This is a genomic window from Vibrio sp. (genome assembly GCF_984391705.1).
The window spans coordinates 155,927-182,738 of record NZ_CFHWOM010000005.1; the positions used below are offsets into that span (position 1 = coordinate 155,927).

At 44.8% G+C, this 26,812-nt stretch carries 26 protein-coding genes; 17 read left to right on the forward strand and 9 right to left on the reverse strand.

The features are described 5' to 3' along the window. Positions 1 to 52: 52 nt before the first annotated feature. Positions 53 to 1,573: an acetaldehyde dehydrogenase ExaC gene (gene exaC, locus AC4MRV_RS06210; protein ID WP_491186559.1), complete on the reverse strand. Its 1,521-nt coding sequence runs from the start codon at positions 1,571 to 1,573 to the stop codon at positions 53 to 55. 244 nt (positions 1,574 to 1,817) lie between these two features. Between exaC and AC4MRV_RS06215 the strand changes: the two genes are divergently transcribed. Beyond that, complete coding sequence (locus tag AC4MRV_RS06215) at positions 1,818 to 3,578, forward strand: sigma-54-dependent Fis family transcriptional regulator (protein ID WP_491186560.1); 1,761 nt, start codon at positions 1,818 to 1,820, stop codon at positions 3,576 to 3,578. Positions 3,579 to 3,655: 77 nt separating this feature from the next. Here AC4MRV_RS06215 and AC4MRV_RS06220 read toward each other — a convergent pair whose 3' ends face one another. From AC4MRV_RS06220 to AC4MRV_RS06240, 5 genes are all read right to left on the reverse strand, one after another. Beyond that, positions 3,656 to 3,793 carry a hypothetical protein gene (locus tag AC4MRV_RS06220; RefSeq protein WP_491186561.1) on the reverse strand — a complete coding sequence of 46 codons (138 nt, stop codon included), beginning with the start codon at positions 3,791 to 3,793 and terminating at the stop codon, positions 3,656 to 3,658. A 200-nt stretch (positions 3,794 to 3,993) separates the two neighbouring features. Then, positions 3,994 to 5,442 (reverse strand): decarboxylating NADP(+)-dependent phosphogluconate dehydrogenase, encoded by a 1,449-nt coding sequence (gene gnd / locus AC4MRV_RS06225; RefSeq protein WP_491186562.1) that lies wholly within the window; start codon positions 5,440 to 5,442, stop codon positions 3,994 to 3,996. A gap of 34 nt (positions 5,443 to 5,476) precedes the next feature. After that, on the reverse strand, positions 5,477 to 6,193 hold the full coding sequence (gene pgl, locus AC4MRV_RS06230; protein ID WP_491186563.1) for a 6-phosphogluconolactonase: 717 nt from the start codon (positions 6,191 to 6,193) through the stop codon (positions 5,477 to 5,479). After that, entirely contained in the window at positions 6,190 to 7,692 is a 1,503-nt protein-coding gene (zwf, locus tag AC4MRV_RS06235) for a glucose-6-phosphate dehydrogenase (protein ID WP_491186564.1), read from the reverse strand. The genes pgl and zwf overlap by 4 nt, the downstream gene beginning before the upstream one ends. Before the next feature lie 361 nt (positions 7,693 to 8,053). Beyond that, entirely contained in the window at positions 8,054 to 10,933 is a 2,880-nt protein-coding gene (locus AC4MRV_RS06240) for an HD domain-containing phosphohydrolase (RefSeq protein WP_491186565.1), read from the reverse strand. A 153-nt stretch (positions 10,934 to 11,086) separates the two neighbouring features. Here AC4MRV_RS06240 and AC4MRV_RS06245 point away from each other — a divergent pair, with 153 nt between their 5' ends. From AC4MRV_RS06245 to AC4MRV_RS06260, 4 genes are all read left to right on the forward strand, one after another. After that, complete coding sequence (locus AC4MRV_RS06245) at positions 11,087 to 11,830, forward strand: phosphatase (protein WP_491186566.1); 744 nt, start codon at positions 11,087 to 11,089, stop codon at positions 11,828 to 11,830. 81 nt (positions 11,831 to 11,911) lie between these two features. Further along, positions 11,912 to 12,295, forward strand: a complete 384-nt coding sequence (locus tag AC4MRV_RS06250; RefSeq protein WP_491186567.1) for a cytochrome b562 — start codon at positions 11,912 to 11,914, stop codon at positions 12,293 to 12,295. Between the two features lie 165 nt (positions 12,296 to 12,460). Beyond that, a complete protein-coding gene (locus tag AC4MRV_RS06255; protein ID WP_491186568.1) occupies positions 12,461 to 12,820 on the forward strand; it encodes a hypothetical protein in 360 nt (119 codons plus the stop codon). 143 nt (positions 12,821 to 12,963) lie between these two features. After that, entirely contained in the window at positions 12,964 to 14,400 is a 1,437-nt protein-coding gene (locus AC4MRV_RS06260) for a PepSY-associated TM helix domain-containing protein (RefSeq protein ID WP_491186569.1), read from the forward strand. A 43-nt stretch (positions 14,401 to 14,443) separates the two neighbouring features. On the opposite strand, the gene AC4MRV_RS06265 is transcribed toward AC4MRV_RS06260, so the two are convergent. Further along, positions 14,444 to 15,361 carry a LysR family transcriptional regulator gene (locus tag AC4MRV_RS06265; RefSeq protein ID WP_491186570.1) on the reverse strand — a complete coding sequence of 306 codons (918 nt, stop codon included), beginning with the start codon at positions 15,359 to 15,361 and terminating at the stop codon, positions 14,444 to 14,446. Between the two features lie 260 nt (positions 15,362 to 15,621). Here AC4MRV_RS06265 and AC4MRV_RS06270 point away from each other — a divergent pair, with 260 nt between their 5' ends. From AC4MRV_RS06270 to AC4MRV_RS06325, 12 genes are all read left to right on the forward strand, one after another. Continuing rightward, entirely contained in the window at positions 15,622 to 16,305 is a 684-nt protein-coding gene (locus tag AC4MRV_RS06270) for a spondin domain-containing protein (RefSeq protein ID WP_491186571.1), read from the forward strand. A gap of 9 nt (positions 16,306 to 16,314) precedes the next feature. Next, positions 16,315 to 17,010 (forward strand): spondin domain-containing protein, encoded by a 696-nt coding sequence (locus tag AC4MRV_RS06275; RefSeq protein ID WP_491186572.1) that lies wholly within the window; start codon positions 16,315 to 16,317, stop codon positions 17,008 to 17,010. A 140-nt stretch (positions 17,011 to 17,150) separates the two neighbouring features. Then, a complete protein-coding gene (locus tag AC4MRV_RS06280; RefSeq protein ID WP_491186573.1) occupies positions 17,151 to 17,882 on the forward strand; it encodes a response regulator transcription factor in 732 nt (243 codons plus the stop codon). Positions 17,883 to 17,902: 20 nt separating this feature from the next. Next, positions 17,903 to 19,282 (forward strand): sensor histidine kinase, encoded by a 1,380-nt coding sequence (locus AC4MRV_RS06285; RefSeq protein WP_491186574.1) that lies wholly within the window; start codon positions 17,903 to 17,905, stop codon positions 19,280 to 19,282. A gap of 176 nt (positions 19,283 to 19,458) precedes the next feature. Further along, positions 19,459 to 20,652 carry a glycine C-acetyltransferase gene (locus AC4MRV_RS06290; RefSeq protein WP_491186575.1) on the forward strand — a complete coding sequence of 398 codons (1,194 nt, stop codon included), beginning with the start codon at positions 19,459 to 19,461 and terminating at the stop codon, positions 20,650 to 20,652. A 79-nt stretch (positions 20,653 to 20,731) separates the two neighbouring features. After that, positions 20,732 to 21,763 carry an L-threonine 3-dehydrogenase gene (tdh, locus tag AC4MRV_RS06295; protein WP_394126296.1) on the forward strand — a complete coding sequence of 344 codons (1,032 nt, stop codon included), beginning with the start codon at positions 20,732 to 20,734 and terminating at the stop codon, positions 21,761 to 21,763. A gap of 389 nt (positions 21,764 to 22,152) precedes the next feature. After that, positions 22,153 to 22,368 (forward strand): GDCCVxC domain-containing (seleno)protein, encoded by a 216-nt coding sequence (locus AC4MRV_RS06300; protein WP_491186576.1) that lies wholly within the window; start codon positions 22,153 to 22,155, stop codon positions 22,366 to 22,368. 142 nt (positions 22,369 to 22,510) lie between these two features. After that, complete coding sequence (locus AC4MRV_RS06305) at positions 22,511 to 22,783, forward strand: hypothetical protein (protein WP_491186577.1); 273 nt, start codon at positions 22,511 to 22,513, stop codon at positions 22,781 to 22,783. A 169-nt stretch (positions 22,784 to 22,952) separates the two neighbouring features. Then, entirely contained in the window at positions 22,953 to 23,462 is a 510-nt protein-coding gene (locus tag AC4MRV_RS06310) for a hypothetical protein (protein ID WP_491186578.1), read from the forward strand. A 45-nt stretch (positions 23,463 to 23,507) separates the two neighbouring features. Further along, positions 23,508 to 23,960 carry a hypothetical protein gene (locus AC4MRV_RS06315; RefSeq protein WP_491186579.1) on the forward strand — a complete coding sequence of 151 codons (453 nt, stop codon included), beginning with the start codon at positions 23,508 to 23,510 and terminating at the stop codon, positions 23,958 to 23,960. Further along, entirely contained in the window at positions 23,944 to 24,399 is a 456-nt protein-coding gene (locus tag AC4MRV_RS06320; RefSeq protein WP_491186580.1) for a GNAT family N-acetyltransferase, read from the forward strand. Before AC4MRV_RS06315 ends, AC4MRV_RS06320 begins: the two co-directional genes overlap by 17 nt. Positions 24,400 to 24,427: 28 nt before the next feature. After that, a complete protein-coding gene (locus tag AC4MRV_RS06325; protein WP_491186581.1) occupies positions 24,428 to 24,868 on the forward strand; it encodes a GNAT family N-acetyltransferase in 441 nt (146 codons plus the stop codon). A gap of 42 nt (positions 24,869 to 24,910) precedes the next feature. On the opposite strand, the gene yghU is transcribed toward AC4MRV_RS06325, so the two are convergent. Together yghU and AC4MRV_RS06335 are read right to left on the reverse strand one after the other, a co-directional pair. After that, positions 24,911 to 25,771, reverse strand: coding sequence for a glutathione-dependent disulfide-bond oxidoreductase (yghU, locus tag AC4MRV_RS06330; RefSeq protein ID WP_491186582.1), 861 nt, complete (start codon positions 25,769 to 25,771; stop codon positions 24,911 to 24,913). Positions 25,772 to 25,930: 159 nt separating this feature from the next. Further along, positions 25,931 to 26,575 (reverse strand): HAD family hydrolase, encoded by a 645-nt coding sequence (locus AC4MRV_RS06335; RefSeq protein WP_491186583.1) that lies wholly within the window; start codon positions 26,573 to 26,575, stop codon positions 25,931 to 25,933. Between the last annotated feature and the right edge of the window lie 237 nt (positions 26,576 to 26,812).

A 26,812-nucleotide genomic window follows, 5' to 3' on the forward strand; every position in this document is an offset into this window, starting at 1 on the left:
AAGAGAGCGTAATCAACGCTCTCTTACAATACTCTAGATTGCTATCTAGTGGTTAGAAGAAACCCAGTGGATTGACATCATAGCTAATGAGCAGGTTTTTGGTGTTCTGATAATGGTCGAGCATCATCTTATGTGTTTCTCGGCCGATACCCGATTTCTTATATCCGCCGAATGCAGCGTGAGCAGGGTAGGCGTGGTAACAGTTAATCCAAATTCTTCCCGCTTCGATGTTGCGTCCCATACGGTAAGCTAAGTTTTGGTCACGTGTCCAAACACCCGCTCCGAGGCCATATTCCGTATCATTGGCGATAGCGAGAGCTTCTGCTTCGTCCTTGAACGTTGTCACGGCTATCACAGGACCAAAGATTTCTTCTTGGAACACACGCATTTTATTGTGCCCTTGTAACAGTGTTGGTTGAATGTAGTAGCCAGACTCTAGATCGTCTTCTTGTTTAGCTACATCACCGCCAAATACCACTTTCGCACCCTCTTGGCGTCCAATCTCCAAGTAACTCAATATTTTGTCAAACTGCTCTTGAGACGCTTGCGCCCCTACTTGAGTGCTAGTATCGAGAGGGTTGCCCTGTTGGATCGACTGAGCGCGTTCTGCGACTTTAGCGACGAATTGGTCGTAGATTGATTCGTGAACGAGCACGCGAGATGGACAAGTACACACTTCACCTTGGTTAAAGAAGGCGAGCAGAGTTCCCTCAATACACTTGTCTAGGTACTCGTCTTCGTGATCAAATACATCAGGGAAGTAGATATTTGGTGATTTACCGCCAAGCTCGACGGTTGAAGGAATGAGATTCTCTGCAGCGCATTTTAGAATGTGGTTGCCGACTTCTGTTGAGCCTGTAAAAGCAAGTTTAGCGATTCGATTGCTTGTGGCCAATGCTTGTCCCGCCTCACTACCAAACCCGTTTACCACGTTGACAACACCAGCTGGGATCAAGTCTCCAATTTTTTCCATGAGTAACAAAATTGACGTCGGGGTTTGCTCTGCAGGTTTGAGAACTACACAACAACCAGCCGCTAGTGCCGGCGCTAATTTCCAAGCGGCCATGAGCATTGGGAAGTTCCACGGGATGATTTGTCCCACTACACCAATCGGCTCAGGGAAGTGGTAGCTCGCAGTATTGACATCCAGCTCTGCAGCACTTCCTTCTTGGGCACGAATACATCCTGCAAAGTAGCGGAAATGATCGACAACCAAGGGGAGATCGGCTGCCAACGTTTCGCGGACTGGTTTTCCATTTTCCCATGTTTCGGCAACCGCGAGCTCTTCGATGTGTGCCTCAATGCGATCGGCAATCTTTAATAGTATATTTGCGCGCTCAGTTACGCTGGTTTGTGCCCATTGCGCTCGAACGTTATGAGCTGCATCTAGCGCTAGATCAATATCAGCCGCCGTCGATCGAGCAACTTTACAATAAGGTTGACCATTTATTGGCGACGTATTGTCGAAGTATTCGCCACTGGTAGGTTTTACCCATTCCCCGCCAATAAAGTTATCGTAATGAGATTTGAAGCTGACTACAGAGTCCGGGCTGCCTGGTTGCGCGTAAATCATAGAATATCCTTATACGTTTCTCGTTTAATTTGTTGAGTACTCGTTGTTACTCAATTTTTTGTTTCACTACCGATAACGCAAATCACAGACCAGATGTTAAAAACTTGTTGTAAAAAGTTTGCCGAGCTAGAGTTAGCAAGACTTAGAGAGTGTTGTTTAAAACACAAATTCGTAGAACGGGTGTTAACAAGTTGTTCACCTGTTCCAAAATGGAACACCTGAATTGTTCACAAATGGAACAGCTATGGAATTACAAACGCTTCAGTTAGAGTCTTGGCTTGCTTCTTCTTGGGAGAGGAGCTTGAACGCTGGCTTAAAACAAATCAAGAAACCAGAAGATATCCATGTTTCGGGGGCTCTCCTCAAAGAGCGTCTACATAAATCAAACGCCGTGATTGAGGCGGTGGAACAATGTGCATTGCCTCTTTTTAATCAGGTTCTTGCGAGGACAGATAGCCGTCTCATTTTAACAGATGCTGAAGGCGTGATCTTGGCAAGCTGGGGTCAAGAGCGGTTCCGCGAGCGTTTGATGTCGATCGCTTTAGAATCTGGTGCATGCTGGCAAGAGCGTTTAAAAGGCACTAACGCGATAGGTACGGCTTTGTTTGAGAAGAAAGCCGTATCCATTATTGGTGAGCAACACTTTATCAAACAGCATCGTTTCATTAGTTGTTCAGCGAGCCCTTTGTTTGACCATCAGGGCGAGTTGGTCGGTATTCTTGATGTTACTAGTGAGCAAAGTAAGCATGATGTAACAACTCAGCTGTTGGTTCAAAACATGGTTCAGTTAGTTGAAAACCAACTGTTGACCTGTGCACCAGGTGGAGTCATGCAAATTAACTTGGCTCAGAGTGAGTCAGTGCTCAATAGCGGCTGGCAAGGCATCGTTATCGCTGACGAGTTAGGCCAGATTGTGGCGCACAACCAAGTCGCAAGTCAGCTAATATCTGATTTTCCGTTGCTTGGAGAATCCTTTGATAGCCTGTTCAAACAGCCGGAATACAGAACTGAACTGGTGTTTGAAAAGCGTTCCCTCAACGTGAAGAAGCGTAGGAAATCGACTTTACATCCCTCTTCCGAGCTTCACTATGGCGACCACAACGTTGAGCAAGCGTGGCAGCAGGCCATTAGAGTGATGGGGAAGGACATTAGCTTATTGATCCTTGGCGAAACTGGGGTTGGGAAAGGAGAATTCGTTAAGGCGCTACATCAACAAAGCGATAGACGGAACCAGCCTTTAGTTACGGTCAACTGCGGCGCATTACCGAAAGAGTTAATTGAGTCAGAATTGTTCGGGTACGCAGGCGGCGCGTTCACAGGCGCTAACAAACAGGGCTATTTGGGGAGAATTAGGCAAGCGGATAAAGGCATTCTTTTTCTTGACGAGATAGGGGAAATGCCCCTAGATGCCCAATGCCGCTTACTCTCCGTGTTGCAAGATAAGATCGTTATGCCGGTTGGCTCCACGCAATCCTATCAAGTCGATATTCAGGTGATTGCTGCGACGCATCAAGATCTACCTAAACTCGTTTCAGAAGGGCGGTTTCGTGAGGACTTATACTATCGACTCAATGGATTGATGGTGAAATTGCCTTCACTCAATCTTCGTCAAGATAAAGCGGCCGTAATTGAAGCCATTCATGCGAAATATAAAGAAGTACCTCAAACGATTTCAAGCAGCTTGATGCAATTGCTAATCGACTATCATTGGCCGGGCAACTTTAGAGAGTTAGATAACTTACTTAAGGTCACATCACTTATCGCTAATGATGAAGCTGAGCTTAGAGTTGAACATATACCCGCGCACTTATGTGCATTGTTACAAGAGCAAATGCCGATGAAGGCGGCGAGTACCACTTTAGATTTGAAGTCCACGCTCAACTCGACTTTGATTGAGACCTATCAAGCGAATAATGGCAACGTTAGCAAGGTATCTCGGATCTTGGGTGTTAGTCGCAATACGGTTTATCGTAAACTCAGAGCACTTGGGCTACTTTCTTCGTAAACTAACGAGATTGCTGCTGTTGAGCGAATAAAAAAGAGGAGCATTTCTGCTCCTCTTTCTAATTGAAACCTAGCCGATCACAAGCCGCCTTGTTGCTGCGCTTGCTTTACTAAAGCCTGACGTTGAGTCTCCTTATCTGTTACCACTTTATTGTCCTTTGAAGTGTTTTGTTCCTCTACTTGTGGAACGAATACAAAGTACTTATTAATAGTCATCTTAAGAACCTCAAATTATTAATGTTTAACCATCCAGGTTAGAGTAGCCACCAATAGCCGACACGAAGTTGTGCCGTTCCTTGTTTAGGTTTCAAAAAATAGAGGATGCTAACTGAGTTAACATCCTCCATATGCAACTTAATTATAGTAGGAGTCGCTGGGTTTAATAAATACCGTACTCCTCCTTTTTAAGTATTTTCTTACACGTCGTATGTAGTAGACGCAGTGTTGCCGCCTGTACCAGTCCAGTTAGTGTGGAAGAACTCACCACGTGGACGATCAGTACGCTCGTAAGTGTGAGCACCGAAGTAGTCACGTTGAGCTTGAAGCAGGTTAGCTGGTAGACGAGCAGTTGTGTAACCGTCTAGGAAAGATAGCGCAGAAATCGTACATGGCATTGGGATACCAGACTCTAGAGATTTCGCTGCTACTTTACGCCATGCTGCTAGGCTGCCTTGTAGGATGTTTTTGAAGTACTCATCAGAACCTAGGAATGCGATATCTGGGTTCGCTTCGTACGCATCACGGATGTTGCCTAGGAATGCAGAACGGATGATACAACCACCACGCCACATTAGTGCTACGTTACCGTAGTTTAGGTCCCAACCGTTCTCGTTAGATGCTTCGCGCATTAGCATGAAGCCTTGAGCGTAAGAGATGATCTTAGAAGCTAGTAGAGCTTGACGTAGTGCATCAACCCACTCTTGCTTGTCGCCTTCAACTGGAGTGATTGTCTTACCGAATAGAGACTCAGCTTCAACACGTTGATCTTTAAGCGCAGATAGACAACGAGAGAATACAGACTCAGAGATAAGCGTTAGAGGAATACCTAGGTCTAGTGCGTTGATACCAGTCCATTTACCAGTACCTTTTTGGCCTGCTGTGTCTAGGATCTTCTCAACTAGAGGCTCACCGTCTTCATCTTTGTAACCAAGGATGTCAGCAGTGATTTCAACAAGGTAGCTGTCTAGTTCAGTCTTGTTCCAATCTGCGAATACTGCTTGCATCTCGTCAGCAGACATACCCAGACCATCTTTCATGAATTGATAAGCTTCAGTGATTAGCTGCATGTCACCGTATTCGATGCCGTTGTGTACCATCTTAACGAAGTGACCTGCACCGTCGTTACCAACCCAGTCACAACATGGCTCGCCGGCGTCAGTTTTAGCTGAGATACCTTGGAAGATAGGCTTAACCGCTTCCCAAGCTTCTGGAGCGCCACCAGGCATGATTGAAGGACCAAAACGTGCACCTTCTTCACCACCAGATACACCAGTACCGATGAAGTGAATGCCTTTCTCACGGCAGTGTGCTACGCGACGGTTTGTGTCAGGGTAGTTAGTGTTACCACCGTCAATGATGATGTCGCCTTCGTCTAGAAGTGGGATTAGGTTGTCGATGAAGGTGTCAACAACGTCACCAGCACGTACCATAAGCATTACCTTACGAGGTGTTTCTAGCTTCTCAACTAGCTCTTCTAGAGAGTATGCGCCAACGATATTTGTGTCTTTCGCCGGGCCTTCTAGAAACTCGTCTACTTTCGCAGCAGTACGGTTGTGAGCAACAACTTTAAAACCGTTGTCGTTCATGTTTAGGATAAGGTTTTGACCCATAACCGCTAGGCCAATTACACCGATATCACCTTTCATTGTTTCTCTCCAATCTTTCTAAAGGACGCTCGCACTACGCGATTTTTGCTGCTGCGTCAGAATCTAAGTACCACTCCGTTTCACCAGCTTTGGACTGGATTTTTGCTGCCGGGTAAGGCAGGTCATTTGCTGGAGTGGTATGAATTTCGTTTACGATTTCAACTTTACCTGCACCTAGTACAAGGTAGCTGATTCGTTTTGCGGCTTCTAAAACTTTAGCGGTTTTAGATACGCGAATTTGGCCCGATTCAGGATGAGTCGCTAATACAGATAGGTTCTCATCTTGATAGTCTGTTTGACCTGGGAACAGAGAAGCAGTGTGGCCATCTGCACCAACGCCCAAAAGGATCCAGTCGAATACAGGCGTGCCATTTTCAGTAGGGATAACGTCTGACATTTCTTTCGCGAAACGTGCCGCTTCTACTTTTGGTTCGTCCTCTCCACGGATACGGTGGATATTTTCAACAGGGATATTCACTAGGCTGAAAAGTAGCGCGTTGGCTTCACCATAATTGCTTTCCGCATCATCTGGGGCCACACAACGTTCATCTCCCCACCAAAAATGTAGGTTCTTCCACTGAATTGACGTCGCGTAAGCCTCTGAGGCAAGAAGCTTAAATAGCATTTTAGGCGTGCTTCCACCTGAGAGTGAGATATGAACAGGGCGATCTAGTTCGCTAAACGCTTTCATGTCGTTCGCTAGGCTTTCGACAACCTGATCGGCTGTTTGGAAAATCTTATGATTGATCATAATTCACAGTAGTCCGTGTCTGTTAAGTTTTTACATGGGAAACGCCAAGCGCGGCCATCACGTTGAAGCAAGTCATCCGCTTCTTTTGGTCCCCATGTACCGCAAGCGTAACCAAATAGTGCTTGTGGATCTTGTTTGAAATCTAGAATAGGTTGCACGTATTTCCAACATGCTTCAACCGCATCACTACGCGCGAACAAAGTAGCATCACCGTTAAGGGCATCAAGAAGCAGACGCTCGTAAGCGGTAAGCATCTGAGTCTCTTGCAGGTCTGCATAGTGGAAGTTCATCTTCACTTCTTTTGCTTTAAAGCCAGCACCAGGCTCTTTCAGGCCAAAGCTCATTTGAATCCCTTCGTCAGGTTGAATACGGATGATCAACTTGTTCTCAGGGGCATTTTGGCCAAACACTGGATGCGGTGTCTGTTTGAAGTGAATAACCACTTCAGTTACACGTGTTGGCAAGCGTTTTCCTGTGCGCACATAGAAAGGTACGCCATTCCAGCGCCAGTTGTTGATGTGTGCTTTCAAGCCGATGTAAGTCTCAGTACGAGAGTCATCTGCTACGCCGTTTTCCTCACGGTAACCAAGCAGGTGTTGGCCACGCACATCAGAGGCGGTGTATTGACCCAATACTAGGTCATTACGGAGATCGTTTTCCTCAAGCGGCTTAAGACATTGAAGTACTTTTACCACTTCGTCACGCATTGAGTCTGCGTTAATCTGCGCAGGTGGTTCCATACCAACCATTGCTAGAACTTGTAGCAAGTGGTTTTGGAACATATCGCGTACTGCACCAGAGCCATCGTAATAGCCACCGCGCTCTTCAACACCCAAGAATTCTGCGCCTGTGATTTCAACGTAATCGATGAAATTACGGTTCCACAGGGGCTCAAACATGGCATTAGAGAAGCGGAAAACCAGCAGGTTTTGCACGGTCTCTTTACCTAGGTAGTGGTCGATGCGGTAGATTTGGTGTTCTTGGAAATGCTCGTGGATCTCTTTATCAAGCTTCTGAGCTGACTCAAGATCATAGCCAAATGGCTTTTCAATAATTAGGCGTTTCCAGCCGTCATCTTCGCCGTTCAATCCGTGAGCGGCCAAACTTGCAGGAATCACACTGTATAAGCTTGGAGGCGTAGCGAGATAGAAAAGGGTATTACGCTGTTCGAAACCATATTGGTTTGACAATTGGTCAAGACGGGTAACCAGTTTGCTGTAGTCTGCGGTATCGGAGGTATTAATCGCTTGGTAGTGCAAATGATTAATGAATGCGTCAAGCGTAGCAGGCTCAGTTTTTTCCATTTCCTGAAGTGAGTTCTTCAGTTTTTCACGGTAAGAGTCATCGCTGTATTCTGTTCGACTTACGCCGAGAATCGCGAAATTTTCTGGAAGCTGCTTACTCGCGTAAAGGTGGTATAACGCTGGGGTCAACTTTCGATAAGTCAAATCACCCGAAGCACCAAAAATAACGATGCTGCTGTTTTCTGGTATTACCATCATCTTTCCCTTAAAAACGAGGTAGTTATTCTGTGACCATTGAGGGCCGCTTACATGCAGCCAAACCTAACAGTGGTACCTAATTTTTTATAATTGGTCTTACCTATTACTTTGATAGGTAAAACCTACAGTGCACAAGCTCGAGTTATGTTGAGCAAAGTGTTGCTTATGCAAAGCGAGTTCACACTCGATTCGGCAGCGTATTGTCCACGACTATTTGATATACATCAACCTTTGGGAAGGCAATCGATTAAATAATGACTGGTTTTTCTATAGAGGATTGATTTTATTGATGAAATCAATTGTTGCTATTTTGTATAAAAATAGAGTTATTATTCTATCTTAGTGTGTATCTAAAGACTCAAAACTGAGTCTTTAAATGGTTTTTAACTTTGTTTATATGGGTAGGGCGATCGAAGTCGGTGATCTGATCTTGGTGCAGGAATAATTCTGCATACTTTTTGTCAAGCGATTGCTCCAAAAACAGGATGTAGAGTTTAGGGTCAATATGTCCGGTTATCGCCATATCGGTCATGATTTCGATTGATTCAGTGAGAGTTTTGGCTTTTTTGTACGGCCTATCACTTGAGGTCAAAGCTTCGAACACATCAGCTATCGCCATCACTCGTGCCGGTACTGATAGTTGATCTTCAGCCAACCCTTTCGGGTAGCCTTTGCCATCTATTCGCTCGTGGTGACCACAAGCCATTTCGGGTACATGTTTTAGGTGATCAGGATACGGCAAGCGATTAAGCATGGTAATGGTCTGAATAATGTGGTCATTAATAATAAATCGTTCCTCATCATTGAGAGTGCCCCTTTTGATCGACAAGTTATACAACTCTCCGCGATTATATTTGAGCTCACCAGGTTGCAGAACAAACTCTTCTTGCCATATGTCTTTCGGGTTCACATCATTTGGCCAAGGAACATGGTGCATAGGTTTGTCGAATAAGAGAGACTCCATGACTGGCAGTGTGGCTGGCTCGCCAGCGCGCTCTTTTTCGATCCATGAGACGCCAAGTTGGTCATCCAGTGTTCGCTTCCATTTGTATTGGCTGATTTGTTTCAAGCGCTCGATTGACTTTTCGTCCATGCTTTCACCGCCAATGTTACATTGAGCAACGAAGGCAAAATCTTCATCATATTGGCGATGTCTGGTTGTGAGAGTTGCAAGTCGGTCTTCTTCGTTGCTCTCATCATTCGCTTTTGCTTGCCAGTAGTCTATTTCAGCTTGAGCTTTAAGTAGCTCAAAACGCATTCGAACTTCATGGATGCGGTCATAGATGGTTTCTAACTTGGTCGCTTTATCAATCACATATTCTGGCGTGGTCACTTTGCCGCAGTCATGAAGCCAAGATGCCAAATGCAGCGCTTCCCATTCACTGTCGTCCATAGTGAAGTGGGCGAAAAACTGTTTATCCTCTGAAGCGACTTTCGTCAGCATTTTGGATAGCTTAGGTACACGTTGACAGTGGCTACCTGTGTAGGGGGATTTAGTATCGATGGCTGATGCAATCAACTCTACAAATGCATTAAGCATCTCTTTTTGTTGGCGGATCTTGTCGATGTTTTCCTTGGCCAATTCTGCGAAGCTGAGTAACTCTCTCAGGAAGGCGTGTTTATCGCTTTGCTCTTGGGTAATAGCTCGTTCATACCCTAGCAGCAAAATACCGACCAATTCGTTACTCCGGTTAATTAGGGGGAATAAGTAGAAATCTGAGTTATAAAGGGATTCTCGATAATTGGCGACGGTGTTGTCATCGCGGTTAAAGTGAAGAACTTCGCCTTTTGACAGATCTTTTTGAATCCAAGCTGTCGATTGAAGAAACTCGTTGATGTCAATTTTGAATGGGATTATTGCGTGATTCGCTGAGATTTCATATGGACTATCATTTGACTCCTTGCTGTACAGAACAATGGTCTCGGCTCTTGTGACCAAATAGCTCTGGTGGGTGATGGTTTTTGCTAAAACTGAGAAGTCTTGGTTACTTGCGGTCTCCCGTAGCAGGCGAAGTAAATCGTGCAATGTGTGTTCCATTAGTTCGATCGAGGTCGTAAGGTTAGCGACTTCTTTGATCACGCTTTTCGAATAGCGTGTTTTCTTAAAGTCGAACCGGGCAATGCTGTCGGTTTGATACATCAGACTTTGCAACGGGTTCGCCAATCGCTTTGCAACAATCCAGACGACGAGAAAACTCATTGCCATAAGAGAAAAAGCGACTTTGACTTGTTTATCTCTCATTGAAAGCAAGTTGGTGAGAAGGTCGTCTTGAGGTGTCGCTTCAGCCAGAAGTATGCGGGTATGCTGATTGAGACTGACAGGTGTCAGAGTAATTGACCAATCTACACCATTGACTGAGCCTTTTTCGTACAATATTTGACTGGATATGCGGTCGAGTACTTTAGCAAAGACGCTTTCCTCAAGCTTTTCTCGGTTTTCTAGATGGTCACCGCCCAACTCGACATCGCTATGATGTTGTGCCAATACATTGAATTGGTTGTCGAACAGAATCAACTTGCTGGTGTCGGAATAGCCCAGTTGGCTAATTTGTTCAGAGAGTGAGTTCAAGGTAAAGTCAGCACCAACGACTGATTTTCCATCGGGGCTACGACGTGAAAAGGTTACCCCGGTAGTTTGGAGAAAATAAAAGAAATAAGGTTCAGTTAGGCGAATTTCACCATCTTTATCGGCGTTCAAAAACCATGGTCGAACACGCGGGTCAAACTCGTTGTCGTTGCTCTTTCTAGATTTCAGTACTTTATAGTTGCCATCGAGAAAGTGAAATAAATTTGTACCATTGACGAACGTTTGGTTAACCATAAGGACGGCTTTAGCGGGAGCATTAAATCTTTCTCTATCGCTGTTAGAACGTAAGGCACGAAACAGGGTAAATTGGCCTTGCTCGTTTGCATAATAGAGGGCGACAAGCCCTGAATTGCGTTGGAAAATCAAGTTCAGGGATGTGAGAAATCTGACTTCTTTCTCTGGCTTAGAGTTTCGCTCGACAACTCGACTCAACGCCATAAAATCAAGAGTTGTTAGAATGGGTCCGGTTTTGAGTTGAAATGTAGACTCAAGTTGGCGGCTGTTCTCTTCACTCAGCTCTTTAGCACTGCCTGACAGTAGCTCTTGAGCATGGCGATAGCTAATGGCAATGAGTACCGATCCCACCAAAGTGGTTAAGATCAAAAACAAGCTAGTGATGTGAATACTGAGTGAGTATTTGCGTTTTCTCATGCTTCACCTTTTATTATTGACTTAATAAGTATTAGTCGAAAGTTGTAGAACTGCATAAATTCAGTGGTATAACTCGGCGCTCGGTTTTTAATGCGGAAAATGAAATAAAACATTGTTAACATTGCTTATCCCCGATGCTGAGTGTTTACAACGATGAAACTACTGATTGATACCCATACTCATACATATGCGAGTGGTCACGCCTACAGCACTTTGGTTGAGAATGCGCGTGCTGCGAAAGAGAAAGGTTTAACTTTACTTTGCACGACGGACCATGCGGAATCCATGCCTGGTGCTCCACATTACTGGTTCTTTACTAATCAACGTGTATTGCCCCGATTCATTGAAGAGGTTGGGATTATACGAGGCGTTGAATCTAACATTCTCAATATCAAGGGAGAGGTAGATATCCATCCTACGACGGATCGTCATCTAGATTGGGCAATCGCGAGTTTTCATGAGGCGGTATTTAGGCCTGCGGAAAAAGCGGATCACACGGAGGCTCTGTTGAATGTAATCGAAGGTGGTCGAGTTGACGCATTGGGGCATCTTGGCAATCCAAATTACGACTTTGACTTTGATAAGGTGCTGCGTTGTGCCAAAGAGCACAATGTCGCCATTGAAGTTAACAACACAACCTTGAAAGGGAATAGCCGAGTAGGCAGCGTCGAACGCTGCTATGAAATAGTGGCTCGCGGAAAAGAGATCGGTGTTTATTTTACCACTGGCAGCGACGCACATTTTTGCCAAGACATAGGCAACCTTAATTTAGTATCCGAGCTGCTTGATAAGGTTGCAGTACCGGAAGAGCAGGTCATTACGCGTAGTGCAAAGCAGTTCTTAAGTTTCTTGGAGCTAAGAGGGCGTTCGGCAATTACTGACTTTGACCATTTATAAGTCGATACAAATTATCCCCCGCGTTAGAGTGCATTTTTCAGTACACTGTGCAAACTTTTAATACCTAATAAGAACAATGATATGAGAAAGATATTACCAGTCCTAGCATTAGCCATTTCGGTGAATGCATTTGCTACCGATTTTGATTTAAAAGCGACGATGAAGCAGATGAAAGTGGAGTTTAAGCAAGCTGCTGAAGCAACAGAAGTTTCTGGAATGCAAACGGCTATCGATAACTTGTCTGACTTAGTCGAGCAGTCAAAACGCGGTGACTACCCGCCGGAGAAGTTTGATATCTATTTCGAAGGGTTCACTAAGTTATCACAAGCGCTAGATTCGGTAGACGCAAAGCTAGAGCAGGGAGATCTTGAAGCCGCTAAACAAGAGTTGAGGCATGTTGATGCGCTGCGAGAAGAATATCATGACAAACGCAATCCAAGCATTTGGAGTAAGCTATTTGGCTGATTTGTATGGAGCTTAAGTGCTTTTAACTATCGAGAAACCCGCTGATTAGCGGGTTTTTTTAATGGTTTAGTGAAAAAGCTGTGAAGTCGTAATCAGTTATCAACGCATATTTTGAGTTAGTCATCAGAATTGGTTACCCTGTGGCAAATTTGTTAAGCCACCGTTATGCGTAGATTAATTCCATTTTATCGCTCAATGTTAGTTGCTAGTGCCCTTAGTTGGGTGCTAGTGACTTTGATGCCTGTTATCAATGCTCATGGTAACAGCATGGGCGTATGGGCGACACTATGTACGTTAAACGGCTTTGAATTGGTTCAGGTAGAAGAAGGCGATAATTCCGTTACCCATAAAGGTAAGCCTTGTCCTTTCAGCCACTTCTCGACGTTCCATCATGACGAAATTCCAACGACACCAATACTTTCAAGACAGAGTTTGGTGGTTTCAGATCGTTATACTTATTTGGCTCTAAGTGGACGTTTTGAAACTCCCGTACCTCGGGCCCCTCCGATGCTCCTTTCTGCATAACTATAAATAATTAACAGTAAAGTCAAAAAGTTGCTCGTTCAGTAGCAACTACTACTCCAAATGCCTGAACTCACATCGCATTTTATTTAGTGCGGTGGCTTTTATGCGTTTGGAGGAAAAATAATGCAAAAAGGAAAATAAACATGTTGAGAAACTCAACAAAGCCTCAACCCAAGGAAGCGTCACGTTCAAAATCCATCTACTTTATGACATGGCGTTGGCATTTCTACGCAGGATTATTCGTGATCCCATTTATGCTCATGCTGTCTATCACAGGCGTAGTGATGCTTTTTGATGATGAGATTGAACTTGCTCGTTACGATTCTATTCTTAGCGTGACACCTCACGAGCAGACTACGTCCATATCGACGCAATTAGAGGCCGTTAAGAAGACTTTCCCTGGCTATAGCGTCACTCAATTTTCTCCTACTAATGACCCGAAAATTGCTAATCGTTTTTCAATACGAAACGAAGAAGGTGAGTCGCTGGTAGTCGCGGTGAATCCATATAACGCAGAGGTTCAAGGAACGATAGATCGAAGCGAAAGTATCTATGAGTTAATGAACAGTATTCATGGCACCTTACTTATCGGAAAAGTTGGCGACCGCTTGATTGAGGTAGCCGCCAGTCTGAGCATTCTGCTTTTGGTTACTGGGTTGTATTTGTGGTGGCCTAGAGATAACGCTAGCCGAGCGGGTTTTCTGAAGGTACGCCTTGGACAAGGCACGCGCATTGTGATACGTGACTTACATGCAAACTTAGGCGGACTTCTATCAATTGTACTCCTGTTCTTTTTAATCTCTGGCCTAGCATGGGCGGGCATTTGGGGAGCTAAAATGGTTCAGGGGTGGAATACTTTCCCCACTTATTACACCTGGGGTGAAAAACCTGAGTCAATATTGCTTCATAAAGATCTCAACCATGGAGCGTCTGAGGAAATGCCTTGGAACCTCGAACTCGCTCCTGTCCCTGAATCGAAAGATGGTGCAGAGCATGACCATTCAAATATGGATGAGCACTCCTTTACGGGAAGCCATAGTGCGATATCGATAGATGAAATCGCAGCAAAAGCGAAGCAATTAGGTTTTACTCGATTTAAGATCTATCTACCTCGCTCTGAGACCGGGGTGTATACCGTGTCTGCTAATTCAATGGCCGGTGATGTTACCGATCCCCGAGATGATAGAACCTCTCATTTTGATCAATATTCAGGCCGTTTATTGATCGATGTAACGTGGCAAGACTACAGCCTCTTTGCCAAGTTTATGGCAGCTGGTGTATCACTTCATCAAGGTGACATCAGTGTGATAAACAAAGTGTTGAATGTGCTGTTTTGTTTGGCTTTCATTTTTATCTGTGTCTCAGGTATCGTGATGTGGTGGATTCGCCGTCCAAGTCGCCGTGCATCTTTGGGTGCTCCACCTAAGTTTGAGCAGCCTGGGGTGTGGAAAACGGGGCTAGTGAGTTTGATAGCAATTAGCATAGCCTTTCCTTTAGGCGGTTTAGCGATTGTCGTGGCGTTAACCTTGGATTGGCTAGTGTTTAATCGAGTTGAGAGACTGAAGGCGGTATTTAACTAATCAACGAATAAGAGCCAGCAATTAGCTGGCTCTTGCTATTAAGTTATTGTTTCGCGACTAAGTGCTCGTTGACGAAGTCAATGAATACGCGTAATCGAGCAGGCATATACTTGGTTTGCGGATATTGCATAGCAATCGCACCGTGGTAGTTACTTTTGATCATCCAATCAGACAGGACTTCCATTACTTCACCTCGCTCAAGCGCTTCCTTGACCACGAAGTCGTGGAAGATTCCAATACCAAGATCCGCCATCACACCGTTTAAACGCATTTGAGAGTGGTTGATTGCGTAACGCCCCGCTACGGCAATCGAGTGGAATGCCTCATCTTTGAAGAATGACCAGATGTTGTCTTTATCGTTTTCGGCTAAATAGATGCAGTCGTGTGTCTCGAGATCTGTTGGGTGCTTTGGCATTCCATGCGTAGAGATGTAACGAGGGGACGCGCAGAGAACCAAGTTGGTTTTACTTATCTCTTTCAATACTAAGTTTTCATCTGGTTTGTCGGTCAGTTTGAATGCCACATCGATCCCTTGGCGAAACAAGTCAATTTCCCCGTCGGCCGCACGCAGTTTGAGCTGGATATTTGGGTAGCGTTGTAAAAATGGCAAGACAAACGGTTGAAGTACTGAGTTGAGAAAAGCTTCAGGCGCAGCAACCGTAAGTGCACCAGTTGGTTCAGCATGGTCTTCTGCGGAAAGTTCAATCGCTTGTTGAGCAGCGTTAACCATGGCAATGCTTTGGTCATAAACTTTTTGTCCGGCTTGGGTTATGACCAGCTTACGAGTTGTTCTCTCGAACAGTTTAACCGACAAAGCTTTCTCTAGGCGGGTGATCAGTTTACTTAGTGCAGAAGGAGTTACCCCAAGCTGCTTTGCCGCCGCGGTAAAGCTACCTTCATTGACGACCAAAATAAAAGAAGCAAGATCAGGTAACAGAGCAATGAGTTTCGGATTGACCATACATTTTCAGATATACGCTACAGGTGGCGTTATTGTCAGATACTCATCATCTAGGCGCAAGTAGTAAAGGCGTTTGATAGGAACTCGATAAAAAGTTGTGAGAGTTTTATGAGATTTCGATGAAGGAGCTGATAGATTTGCCGTGCATTCTTAATTGTAACAACAGCAACGTTTGAGATTAAACGTGCGACCCGCTCAAGTTTAACGCTGTTAGTGCTGCCGACTTGGGTAAATTTCTTTCAGTTAAGGATGGAATCACAATGAAAAAACAGACCCAACTTGGACTCTTAATTACTTCAGCTTTGATGGCAATGGGGTCAGTATCTGTGAATGCAGCAGAGCTCGATATCACTATCACCAATGCCACTAAAGGTATCTATTTTACGCCTTTTATTGTTGCAGGGCATGACTCTGATTTAGTCATGTTTCGTACTGGGCAGGCTGCATCAGTTGAGCTAGAGTCAATGGCTGAAGGGGGCGATATCTCAGGCTTATCAACACTGATCGGTAATGCTGGTGGAGTGGTCGTTGAGAACCCTGCTGGTGGCATTTTAAACCCAGGCGTTGCTACAACGTTCAGTATCGATACAGGCAGCCATGAATACCTTTCGTTAAGTGCGATGCTATTACCTACCAATGACGGTTTTGTTGGGTTGGACAGTTGGAAAATTCCCACCCAGCCGGGTACTTACAAAACGACCCTAAGAGGGTATGACGCTGGTACCGAAGCGAACGATGAGCTGGCTGGAAGCATGCCCACCCCCCCATTTATTACGTTTCGTTCTGGCGGTACTGGTGTTGAAACTGCAATCACTAACGACACCGTTCATATCCATCCTGGTAACCTAGGTGATAGCGAAACAGCCGGAGGCATTAGTGATCTTGATAACACTGCTCACCGTTGGCTGAACCCTGTTGCCACGATCACTATCGTTGTGAAGTAAGGGGGATGTATGAAATACAGATTGTTATTCATCGCTGCCTCGGTTGGTTTACTCGCAGGTTGTCCGAGCAGCGACAATGAGACTAAGAGTAAGTCTTACCGTTATACAGTGAACGTGGAAAATCTTACTTCAAACCAGCCCATGTCTCCCCTTGCAGTGCTTGCACATAACAGCAATTACGAGCTTTTTGGTGTTGGTGAGAGTGCCTCTATTGAACTTGAACACCTTGCGGAAGGAGGGAGTAACGCCGAATTAATCGCTCTTGCTGACAGTGTCGAAGATATTGAACAAGGTATATCAGGAAATGGCTTGTTGTTACCAGGACACTCAGATGAGGTAAGTATTACACTGAATCCGATCGAGTATGGCTACGTGTCAGTAGCTTCTATGTTGGTTAACACGAATGATGCATTTATTGGAGAAACAGGCTTGTCGCTAAAGTCGTTAGCGGTTGGTGAAACATTTGAAATGACCATGAATGTTTGGGATTCGGGAACGGAACTTAATGATGAATTAGCCGCAACAATCCCCGGTCCTGCTGGTGGTGGAGAGGGCTTCAATGCTGCACGCAATGATATTGATGATTCCGTATCCTTTCACTCCGGAGTGATCAGTCAAGACGATGGACTGGCAAACTCGGCGTTAGCGTCTAACCATCGATTCCTAAACCCTGGGGCAAAACTTACTATAACGCGAGTTAAGTAACCAACGAAAAACGTACTATTTAAAGAGTCTGTTCGCACCGCAACAGACTCTTTGTTTATCGTCTTACTTTCGTCTGAAATAAAATTGTTCTTATCAAGGTCGTGTTTAGGGTACGTAGACATGTAGGCAAGGAAAAAGCCATGAAAGAGCAAGCAGTTAACTTGATTGCTAACATACTGTTGGTTGAGGACGACGATGATCTTGCAGAGTTGGTTCAGATGCATCTTAAGTTTCAAGGTCATCAGGTTACGAGAGTATTCACTCTTGCTAAAGCTAAGCTAGTCCATCAAGAGCAAAGCTTCGATGTAGTGATCTTGGACCGGGGGCTTCCAGACGGCGATGGGTTAGATTTTTGCCATTATCTTCGCCAGCAGCGGGATTGGTCTCCGGTGTTAATGCTCACGGCTAGAGACAGCGAACTAGATAAGGTTGAGGGTTTAGAGGCGGGTGTCGACGACTATATTACCAAGCCGTTTGGTGTTTTAGAGTTCCAAGCAAGGGTTCGTAATGTTATTCGGCGAATCAATCAAGCTACAGAATCATTGTCTAATCCAGAAAAAACAAATGATTCGATGCAGTTTGGCCCATTGATCATTGTGCCTGAACTTCATCGTGTGTGTTTGAATGATGAAGATGTTTCCTTAACTGCGACAGAGTTTTCCTTATTACAGTTTCTGGCAAGCCGACCTGGGAGGGTGTATAGCAAAGATGAGCTACTCGATCATGTGTGGAATACCAACCATACGGGGTACCACCATACGGTTTGTAGCACTGTTAATCGGCTGCGTAACAAACTCTGTCTGACTAACTCTAAGCATCACTATATTCAGACAGTGTGGGGAGTTGGCTACAAGTTTCAGCCTCAGCAATAGCCTTTAAAGAGGAAAGTATCATGAGCTTCAAATCGAGATTGGTAGTTTTTACAAGCTTATGGTTTTTGCTGGCCGCCTTGGCAATAGCGCTTACTTATAATTGGCAAAAGGAGACCATCGAGCTAAGAACCAAACAGAGTCTGCATAAAGACTTGGCTAACCATATGCGTGATGACAACCCGTTAATGATCGGGACGGATTACAACCCCAAAGCACTTAAGTCAATTTTCCATACTCTAATGTTGATTGGCCCTGATTTTGAGATCTATTTTCTCGATAGTCAGGGGAATATTACGACGCATGCTGCCCCTGATGGGGTAGAGATGAAGAGCAAAGTTTCGTTAGATCCGATTAAAAGTTACCTAAATGGTGAAGCTTTTCCTATATTGGGGGACGATCCAAGAAACCCAGCAGAACACAAAGTTTTTTCCGTTGCTGCCATCGAAGAGTTGGGCTCTACAGTAGGGTATTTGTACGTGGTTATCGGCAGTACACGCCATACAGCGATTGCTAATGCGCAAGTTGATACGCCATATTTAGCGTTAGCGAGTCTCGTCTTAGTCTCTATTCTTGGATTTGCGTTTGGTGCGTATGTGTTGGTGAGGCGCAGTTTGTTAAATCCGATAGAGCGAGTCACTAAACAGCTCCGACAACAGGCCGAGCACGATTTTCGCTTGCAGGCCAACTTTACTCAACAAGTGCCTGAGTTAGTGCCTATTGCACATTCGTATCATCTAATGGCTAAACACATTCAGCAGCAGTTTTTGCAACTAGAGTATCAATCCTCACACCGCCGTCAGAGCTTGCTTCAGCTCAGCCATGACTTGAAAACGCCTCTGTCGAGTGTGTTAGGCTACTTGGAAACTTGGCGGATGCAGAACTCTGAAGATGATCCCTTGATCGAAGTCGCGTTTCGGAACTGTGGTAAATTATCCCAACAGCTACATGCTTTGTTAGATGTTGCCAAGAAAGAAGCACCAATTCCAAATTATGAGTACAGCCCTGTTGCTCTTGCCCCTTTAATCGATGAATGTACTGAGACAATGCAAAGCCAAATCACTCGGAAGCAGGTGATTTTAACGGTTGAAGTCGATAAGTCGTTGTACACTGTCGGTGACAGAAAATTACTTGAACGCTTAGTCCACAATTTGTTTGAAAACGCCCTGCGCCACACTCCGATAGGATCGGAAGTTGTTTGCCAGGCGACTTTGAGTGAAGATAAGTCTACGATTCAGTTTACCTTCGCCAATCATATTGATGTCGAAGCGCAAAGCGGTTCCATGGGGATCGGGACCAAGATCGTTCAATCTATCCTTATGCTCCACCATAGCCACCTTGAAACAACAGCAACAGCGACAGTTTTCCAGCAGCGTTTCCGATTAAAAGCTTTTACTGCATAGCCTATTTATTCCTTGGGTTCACTAATGCTTTTCCACCCTAAGGGATAATCGTTTCTACCTCCTTGAATTACACTACACTTAATTGATGAGTTTTTAGCTGTGATGCCCGTCACACAAAGGCTCGGACAAATCCAATAACGAGTTAATTCTCGATAAATAAAAGGAAGGAATTGCAAATGTCTTCTGCGTTTTACCAACAGATCCAAAACCAAATTGAAGAAGTAAAGGCGGAAGGCCTTTACAAGTCTGAGCGCGTAATTACTTCTCAGCAGCAAGCCGCTGTTAAGATCTCAACAGGTGAAGAAGTACTAAACTTCTGTGCAAACAACTACCTTGGTCTAGCGAACCACCCAGAGCTTATCGAAGCAGGTAAAGCAGGCATGGATCAGCACGGCTTCGGTATGGCGTCGGTACGTTTCATCTGTGGTACTCAAGACATCCACAAAGAGCTAGAAGACAAGCTTTCAACATTCCTCGGTAAAGAAGACACGATTCTTTACACATCATGTTTTGATGCGAACGCAGGCCTATTTGAAACAATCTTAGGCAAAGAAGATGCAATCATCTCTGACGCACTAAACCACGCTTCAATCATCGACGGTGTACGTCTTTGTAAAGCGATGCGTTTCCGCTACGCAAACAACAATATGGAAGAGCTAGAGCAGCAACTGATTGCTGCTAAAGAAGCAGGTGCTCGCCACATTCTTATCGTGACTGATGGCGTGTTCTCAATGGACGGCGTAGTTGCAAACCTTCCAGCTATCTGTGACCTAGCAGATAAGTACGGTGCGTTGACAATGGTTGATGATTCACACGCAGTTGGTTTCATGGGTAAAACTGGCGCCGGTACGCATGAGTTCCATAACGTTGTAGACCGTATCGATATCATCACGGGTACGCTTGGTAAAGCAATGGGTGGTGCATCGGGCGGTTACACGTCTGGTAAGAAAGAAGTGATTGACTGGCTACGTCAGCGTTCTCGTCCGTACCTATTCTCTAACTCTGTAGCGCCCGCGATCGTTAACGCTTCAATCCGCGTTCTTGATCTACTGAAAGAGAGTGGCGAACTTCGTGACCGTCTATGGGAAAACGCAGCACACTTCCGCGCACGTATGGAAGACGCTGGTTTCACTATGGGCGGCGCAGACCACGCAATCATCCCAATCATGCTGGGTGATGCAAAAGTAGCAGCTGAGTTCGCTGAGCGTGCACTTGAGAAAGGCATCTACGTAGTAGGCTTCTCTTTCCCAGTAGTACCAAAAGGTCAAGCACGTATCCGTACTCAGATGTCTGCAGCGCATTCACGCGAGCAGCTAGACCGTGCGATCGATGCTTTCATCGCAGTTGGTAAAGACATGGGCATCATCTAATTTTCGCTACAGACGAAGATAGATAACAAAAATTATTGATTCTCGCCCGAACGGTGGGCGAGAAGAATTAGGTAATAATATGAAAATCAAAGCTCTTTCTAAGCTAAAGCCTGAAGAAGGCATCTGGATGACTGAGGTTGAGAAACCTGAAGTCGGCCACAACGACCTTCTAATCAAGATCAAGAAAACCGCTATCTGTGGTACAGACGTACACATCTACAACTGGGACGAATGGTCACAAAAAACGATTCCTGTACCTATGGTTGTTGGCCATGAGTACGTAGGTGAAGTTGTGGGCATGGGCCAAGAAGTTCGCGGCTTTAACATTGGCGATCGCGTATCGGGCGAAGGTCATATCACATGTGGTCACTGCCGTAACTGTCGTGGCGGCCGTACTCACCTATGTCGTAACACAACAGGCGTTGGTGTAAACCGCACTGGTGCGTTCTCTGAGTATCTTGTTATTCCTGCATTCAACGCATTTAAGATTCCTGCAGAGATCTCAGACGATCTAGCCTCTATCTTTGACCCGTTTGGTAACGCAGTACACACAGCGCTATCTTTCGATCTAGTGGGCGAAGACGTGCTAATCACAGGTGCTGGCCCAATCGGCATCATGGCAGCAGCAGTAGCTAAACACGTTGGCGCACGTCACGTAGTAATTACTGACGTGAACGAATACCGTCTAGAGCTTGCTAAGAAGATGGGTGTGACTCGCGCAGTAAACGTAATGGAAGAGAAGCTTGAAGACGTTATGTCTGAGCTAGGCATGACAGAAGGCTTCGATGTGGGTCTAGAAATGTCAGGTGTGCCATCTGCGTTTAACAGCATGCTAACCAACATGAACCACGGCGGAAAGATCTCTCTACTAGGTATTCCACCATCAGACATGGGTATCGACTGGAACCAAGTGATCTTCAAAGGTCTTATCATCAAGGGTATCTACGGTCGAGAGATGTTCGAGACGTGGTACAAGATGGCGTCATTGATTCAATCAGGCCTAGATCTAACACCAATCATCACTCACCACTTTAAAGTTGATGACTTCCAAGCGGGCTTCGACGCGATGCGTAGCGGGCTTTCTGGCAAAGTTATCCTTGATTGGGAGTAGGGCTCGGCAGAGTAAATATGGGATTGTTGCTGTTAACTAGACAGCTGGCTATCTGAACTAAGGAATGGCAAAAGAGTCCTATTTTGCGCTCCAAAAAGCCCCAAGAAAATGAATGACGCCTCGGTTGAAATCGAGGCGTCATTTTTATATCTAGCAATAAACACCGTAGAGTCGATTTGGTTCGCCACCGCTAGAACAACGAGCTAATTTTATGCTTTGATCCCTAGTGAGCTGATAATATCGACAATGGCGTGCGAGAAGATCACTAAACCCGCATTCGCAGTTATATGCTTTGAGCCATACAATTAAACACACTCGAAACGCTAACGAGAAACAAACATAATTAATGTGACAACCTATACTGTCACTAGTTGAAGTCGGAGAAAGTTATGGCTGTTACTAGAGAGTCTGAGTTGCAATGTCCTACGTGTGGGCACAAACGACAGGAAGTAATGCCAGTTAATGCATGCCTATATTTTTACGAATGTCATGGCTGTGGCGCGATATTGAAGCCGCTGCCTGGCGATTGCTGTGTGTTTTGTTCTTATGGGTCGGTTCCATGCCCACCTGTCCAGGCCCAGAATGGTCAGTCTTGTTGCGGTTAAGACAACGGTATTAGCGTCCTGAGTAGCTCGATAACTAAGCGGTTTAATCAGATTTATGTAAAAAAACGCTCGTGGTATTTACAGGGTTTATAAAATAAATAAATCTAACGTGAAATAATGATAATTTTATAGGAAAGGACCAATGCAGTTTGAAATTGGCTCAGTTTTTCGCTTTGTATCTTGGCTATTTGTTACGGTGTTGTTCGATGGGGTGGTCAAATCTACTGGCTTGTTGCTCTGTCGCATGTTTACTCGAAAAGTTCAGCCTAAGTCTTGGATAACGCTGTTGGTTGGCTGCCTATTTTGGGTTTTCGTTATCCTCGCTCTTGCTCAAATCAATCAGTTTTTAGCCGTTGATGCCTGCCTCGATGCGGGTGGAACGTTTGATTACGACTTGGGACAATGCATTGAATAGCCTTTTTATCGCCTCCTACTGAAATACCTCTGATGGTTGCTGCGAATAAAATCATAGATGTTTCATGATTATCTCGAGTGACTTCACGTGTTCTTGCTATACGAAATTACTGTTAGTTTGCTAACTTAGCGCTTTATAGGATGAGTTTGGGCGCTTCACTGTATTGATGATGTCGCAAATATCTACTGACTCTAATGATGTTAAGGGTATGCAGGTTTCAAAAGTACTGGTTGGCGGTCTATCAAAGACAGAGTTACAAGAGCAGCTCCATGGATCAGGTATATTACTGAACGATTATGCTTACATGCTGCTCAATGATTGCGGCTTTACAGTATCCAACGCTAGACGAGAGGTCGTCGTAGTAACATATACACCGTTTGAGCTTGGCTTATATTTTGGTGCAACCTACCAAGAGATCGTGCAAAAGGCTGAGCTTAAAGGCTATAAAGTATGCACTCTAGAATTGGCGGTATATCTCCGTCTTCAGTACACCGAGCAACTAGAAGGCGTTCATTTGTGTGTCTCGGCGAACCCGATTAATAGAGATATCTCTTTTCCTAAAGGGCTCTATTTACGCAAGGTTAATAACACGCTCTGGCTGCGCGGTTATCGTGCTTCTGATGATTTTGTTTTTCCTCCCAGCGCTATGTTTGTGTTTGAGCAAACTGATAAAACTTAAATTAGGGACAACTGGGGTTGGCCGGAAATATTGGGCGAAGCGCATATGATAGATTCGATACTTAAACAGCTCTTTTTAAGAGAAACTGGCAAGCAGTCACTTGTGACTCAAATGAAGGCTGATAGTGCCGCCCTTAATGCTCTCGATTATCAGACGTGGTGTGACAGTAAGCGGAAGTTTTTGCACCAAGAAGTGGCGGATAGTCATTGGATCAAAACTTGCACAGCAGGCTATGTCACTGAAGTACATTTTCTTGAAGATGGCAGCTTGATAGAGCACAGACTCTTTGACCGCTATCAGACTAAAGGTAGGTGGCATATAGACCAGGGCTGTGTGATGGTGGAGATTGAGAAAGAAGCGAATCGCTATACTTTTGCTATCGTCGCTAACGATGAAATCAATATTCACTCCGCAGTAGAGCACAAAAATGGTGCACTTCATTCCTATTTGAAGCTAGCACAAGTAAAGGAAAAGCACGTAAATGGAAATCCGAATTGATGATCTCAACGGTGGTGAAGTAATCAGCTTGCTGGAGGAACATCTTGCAGATATGTACGCCACGTCCCCTCCTGAAAGTGTTCATGCACTCGACGTTGAAGCACTTAAATCGTCTGACATCACTTTTTATAGTAGCTGGAGCGAGGAGACCTTACTTGGTTGTGTCGCGTTAAAGGCATTGAGTTCAGAGCACGTGGAACTAAAATCGATGCGTACCAGCACTATTGCACGGAAGCAAGGCGTGGCCTCCAAGCTTTTAGTTCACGCCATAGAGCAAGCGCAAATCCAAGGTTTTACATCCATCAGTTTGGAAACGGGGTCTCAGGCGTTTTTTCACCCTGCACGCTCATTGTATGAAAAATTTGGATTTGTCTATTGTGGTCCGTTTGGCGATTATCGCGAAGACCCACATAGCCGCTTTATGACGCGCTCGCTCTAATTAACTTTAAACAGAAGAAAGGATACTTATGGATATAGTTACAGCCACAACCCAACATTTAAGCCTAATTACCCCTATATTTAATCAATATCGAGTCTTCTACGGCCAAGCAGATGATGTAACGTTGGCTGAGAGCTTTCTCAAGCAGCGATTGGAAAATCAACAATCGGTGATTTTTCTAGCCATCGAAGGGGAGAAGGTAGTCGGCTTTACTCAATTATATCCAACGTTTTCTTCCGTTTCTGCCAAGGCAAGCTGGATTCTCAATGATCTGTTTGTGTTAGAAGAAAAGAGAGGGTGCGGGATAGGGCGAGCACTACTTAAAGCTGCTAAAGAGCATGCGTTGGTTACTGGAGCTAAAGGGCTAGCCTTAGAAACAGGGCGAGATAATCTTGGTGCGCAAAAGCTATATGAATCTGAAGGCTATAAACAAGAGACTGAATACTTAAGTTACTATCTATCTCTGTAGCTGAATAACGCGGCTTAGCGTGTTTCTAAGCCGCATTGGTGTTTATTCCGGTTTGAGTGCTAACACTCTATCAATATCGCCTGCGCTATTTCGTTGAGGAACTTGCTCCCAAGGTTCTCCCCAAGTGCGGTTGACGACACGGCCTCTTTGAACAGCGTTACGTTGCTCAATTTCTCTCGCCCAACGAAGTACGTTGGTGTACCCCTCTGCTTGTAGAAACTCAACTGCGTCGTAAGCATTCCCGAGGATAACATTCCCGTACCAAGGCCAGGTTGCAATATCGGCGATGGTGTATTCGTCACCGGCGAGGTAGCGCGTCTTAGCAAGCTGTTTGTCTAATACATCAAATTGACGCTTCGCTTCCATCGTAAAACGATTAATTGGGTACTCGAACTTCTCTGGAGCGTAAACATAGAAGTGACCAAAACCGCCTCCTAGATAAGGTGCAGAGCCTTGAAGCCAAAACAACCAGTTCATAGTACGCGTTTTAGTTGCCAGGTCTGTAGGCAAAAAATGGCCAAACTTCTCAGCTAAATACAACAGAATATTACCCGACTCGAACACGTTGATTGGCTCAGAGCCTGAACGGTCAACCATCGCGGGTATTTTGGAGTTAGGGTTGATGGCGACAAAGTCGGAACCAAACTGGTCTCCTTCGCCGATACTGATTAGATAAGCGTCGTACTCGGCTTCTTTGACTCCTAATGCAAGCAATTCTTCGAGCATAATCGTAACTTTTTGACCATTTGGAGTTGCCAAAGAGTAAAGCTGAATTGGATTGTCGCCAATTGGTAGTGTTTGTTCATGGCGAGCACCTGAGTCAGGACGATTTATGCTTGCCCACTGACCGCCACTTTCATCATCCATTGTCCAAACTTTTGGGGGTTGGTATTGGTTTGTCATTGTTATTCCTTATCCAAAATTGATATCCGGCAATAACTATCATTGGGTTAAATGAAGTAAATAAAAAGAGCTGCTTAGCGAAACAGATAGATCGGAAAGTTATTGAAAAGTGTTTTGAAGAATAAAAAGCGCTCACAGGCATGTGAGCGCTTAAGTTGGTTACTGTTGGAGATGAACTAAAGCATCATGCAATGATGGCACGATGTAGTGACCAAGTGCGGTAACTTCATCACATGGTTTGACCAAGTCAGGAATTTGAAAAGTGGTCATATTGGCTGATACTGCACTGCGAACGCCATTGTTTGAATCCTCGAATGCAACGCATTGGCTGGCGTTTACACCCAAGCGGTTGGCTGCAAGATAGTAGATTTCTGGGTCAGGCTTCCCGTGAGTGACCTCACAGCCGCAAGTTAAACTATCAAAGTACTGGTCCAATCCCGCTAATCTTAACTTAGCAGTGGCAACCTCTTTATGCGTAGATGTCGCGACTGCTGTAGGAATGTGGTTCGCTTTAAGCCAGGTGAGTAGCTCGATAACGCCATCTTTTACTGGGATAGCTTGATGCTTAACAATGGCATCATAGTTAACGCGCCACTCTGCATGCAGCGCATCATAGTCGTCGCCATAGGCATCTCGGAAGATCTTCTCAATACCTGCTGAGTTGCGACCGATAATTGATAGATACACGCTTTCATGAAACGGGAGTTGTAAGGTTTCGCATGCTTGCTTGAATACGCGCATACAGACTCGTTCAGTGTCGAGTAAGAGACCATCCATATCAAAGATGGCAGCTTGAAATTTCATGTGACTACTTAATTAAACATGGTGATAACTCTCTTGATTCTGGCACATTTCTTTAACGCAGTAAAAGCGCTTTTTCTAGCGAGATAGGCAGAATTTGGCGAGTAACTACCGTAACGATAGTTTGACTGATTCGTTATCTAAAATAACGACTACATCATCTTAATTTTGAATTAATTTTAATAAATATACGTGATGAATATTTGAAAATTTCACTTACATTAATGAATTAAATAGAGG